2 protein-coding genes are annotated in these 2,128 nt (G+C 73.4%); both read right to left on the bottom strand.

All coding sequences use genetic code 11. From position 1 onward, the window contains the following. Positions 1-1,092: DDE-type integrase/transposase/recombinase (locus tag LZ199_RS45830; protein WP_254000168.1), on the bottom strand; the 1,092-nt coding region annotated here is incomplete at its 3' end. A gap of 145 nt (positions 1,093-1,237) precedes the next feature. Further along, entirely contained in the window at positions 1,238-1,789 is a 552-nt protein-coding gene (locus tag LZ199_RS45825) for a hypothetical protein (RefSeq protein ID WP_254000167.1), read from the bottom strand. Positions 1,790-2,128: the final 339 nt, after the last annotated feature.

Genomic DNA, 2,128 nt, shown 5'->3' with positions numbered 1-2,128 from the left:
CTCGTAGTCCACTCCGTCCAGCGCCACGGTGGTATCTCGGCGCACGCGCCGGCGGATGCGCACGGTGAGCGCGTCAGCCAGAGCCTTCTCGTCCAGGCCGTCTGGCGCGCGCGGGTGGGCCCCGAAGACGGACGCGGGCGTGCGGCCGACGAGACTCGAGTGCGCGGCGGCGTGGTAGTGCGTGTCGAGGAAGGCCCACAGCCGGACATTGACGTCGTGGAGGCTTGCCACCGGCCCCAGGAAGTCCAGGCAGCCCTCTCGCAGCGTGCGCCAGAAGCGCTCCATTTTTCCGCGCGCCGGCGCGTCGTAGGGCTTGGCGTGCAAGAGGCTGATGCCCAGGCGCGCACACGCAGTGGCCAGGGTGTCACCCCGGTAGGTGGCGCCATTGTCCAGGTAGAGGGCGTCCGGCTTGCCGTGACGGCGCAGCGCGCGCACGAAGAGGCCCAGCATGTCCACCTCTCGCTCGGAGTGGTGGGCCTCCAGGGCCACGACGTAGCGGCTGGCATCGTCCAAGAGGGCGTGCACGCGCAGAGGACGGGACTTGCCGCCCACCTCGAGCGCGGGGCCGTGGCAGACGTCCCCATGCCACAGCGCCATGGGGCGCTCCACCTGCCACCGCAGGCGCGTGCGGCTCCCCGCTGAGTCGCGCAGGGCCACCCTGTCCAGGCCCTCCTGGTGGAAGAGACGGCGGACGGTGGAAGCGGAGACGACGCCCTCCTGCATGCGCCCGTCGGCCACCAGGGTGCGCAGGATGAGGGCGACGGACGCCGAAGGGTGCTCGCGGCGGATGGCGCAGAGCAATTCGCGCAGCGGCCCCGGCACCTCCTGCGCCCTTCCCTTGTCGCGCCGGGGCTGGGGCGTCAGTCCCGCCAGGCCTCGCCTGCGAAAGGCGTAGTACCACCGCTCCAGCGTCGGCACCGAGAAGCTGCGCGTCGCGTCCGCCCCAGGGGGCCGGAAGCGCTGGGTGGCCAGGTGCGCGAGCGCCGCCGCCAGTTGGCCGCGGTCGAGCTCCGCTTGAGTCAGGGCGCCGATGACACCATGGCGAAAGACGGCCACGGCCTCGGCGTGGGAGACGGCAGACAACTCCTCCATGCACTCCTCCAGGCAGCCCGCCGCGAGGAATGAGAGGGCGGGCCTGGGCCGGGAAGGTGCCGGGGCCCCAGGAGGGTGCGCAGCGGGGCTGTCGGGTGGGACGCGAAAACAGGGACGGCGCGCACGCGGCACGCCGTGCGGCCCCTCATGCTGAGTGCGCGGCCCCCAAGGGCGCCAGGACGTGCAGCGGTGGAGGGCTGGTGCCTACCGCCTCGGGTGCACGCGCCGCGAGGGCCGCCGCCGCCCGCGCGGCGATGCGCCGGGGGCTCCAGTCCTCCGGGCACGGGGGCAGCGCCCGGAAGAGCCCCCCTCGCGGCAGCGCCCGTACCCACGCGGCGAGCGCGCACCAGCGGCCCTCGCTGCCCGGCCCCACCACGCGCCAGGGGCTCACCTGCGCACGCACCCCGGCCACCGGGCGCCAGAGCAGCCCGAAGAGCGCGAGCGCCAGCCCAATGGCCGTGGCCGCGTACAGCCGTCGCGTCAGCACCTCCCGCGGGCAGACGGTACACGTCGCCCCGCACGCGGTGCAGCGGAAGCGGCGCACGGCCACCACTCGCGCCTGCGCGGCGTCTCCCCATTCCAGAGGCCCGAGCACCTGCCGCTGACGCAGCCCGTGCCCATGCAGCCCCAGCGCACCCCCGACGGGCCTGCTGGCCGCTCCGCACTCCGGGCAGCGCGCCGGACGCACGGCTTCCACCGAGGGCACTTCCTCGGCCCAGGACTTGACTCCTCTCTGACTTCGGATGACTCCTCGGGGGCTCCGCGAAACTCTCCACACAGTCTTCTCGCGGGGCATTGGTGGGCAGGGGTGTCGCCACACCCCTCCCACCGCCTACTCGCCGCCGGCTCGCTCCAGCCGCGGTAGCAGCTCCATGCTGCGCCCCGCCCTCTCCCAAGGCGCGCCAGCGGACCTCAACGACGGTGACGCGCAAGAAACCGGCTCGCTGATGGGCAATTCGTCTGCTCGTGCCCGCTCCCCATCAACGAGCCGGTCCGAAATCCGCCCGGTCTCCCTCAACCACCGTGCTCAGCAACA

This window comes from Myxococcus qinghaiensis (assembly GCF_024198215.1).
Lineage (GTDB): Bacteria > Myxococcota > Myxococcia > Myxococcales > Myxococcaceae > Myxococcus > Myxococcus qinghaiensis.
This window is presented reverse-complemented; position numbering and strand designations above follow the sequence as displayed.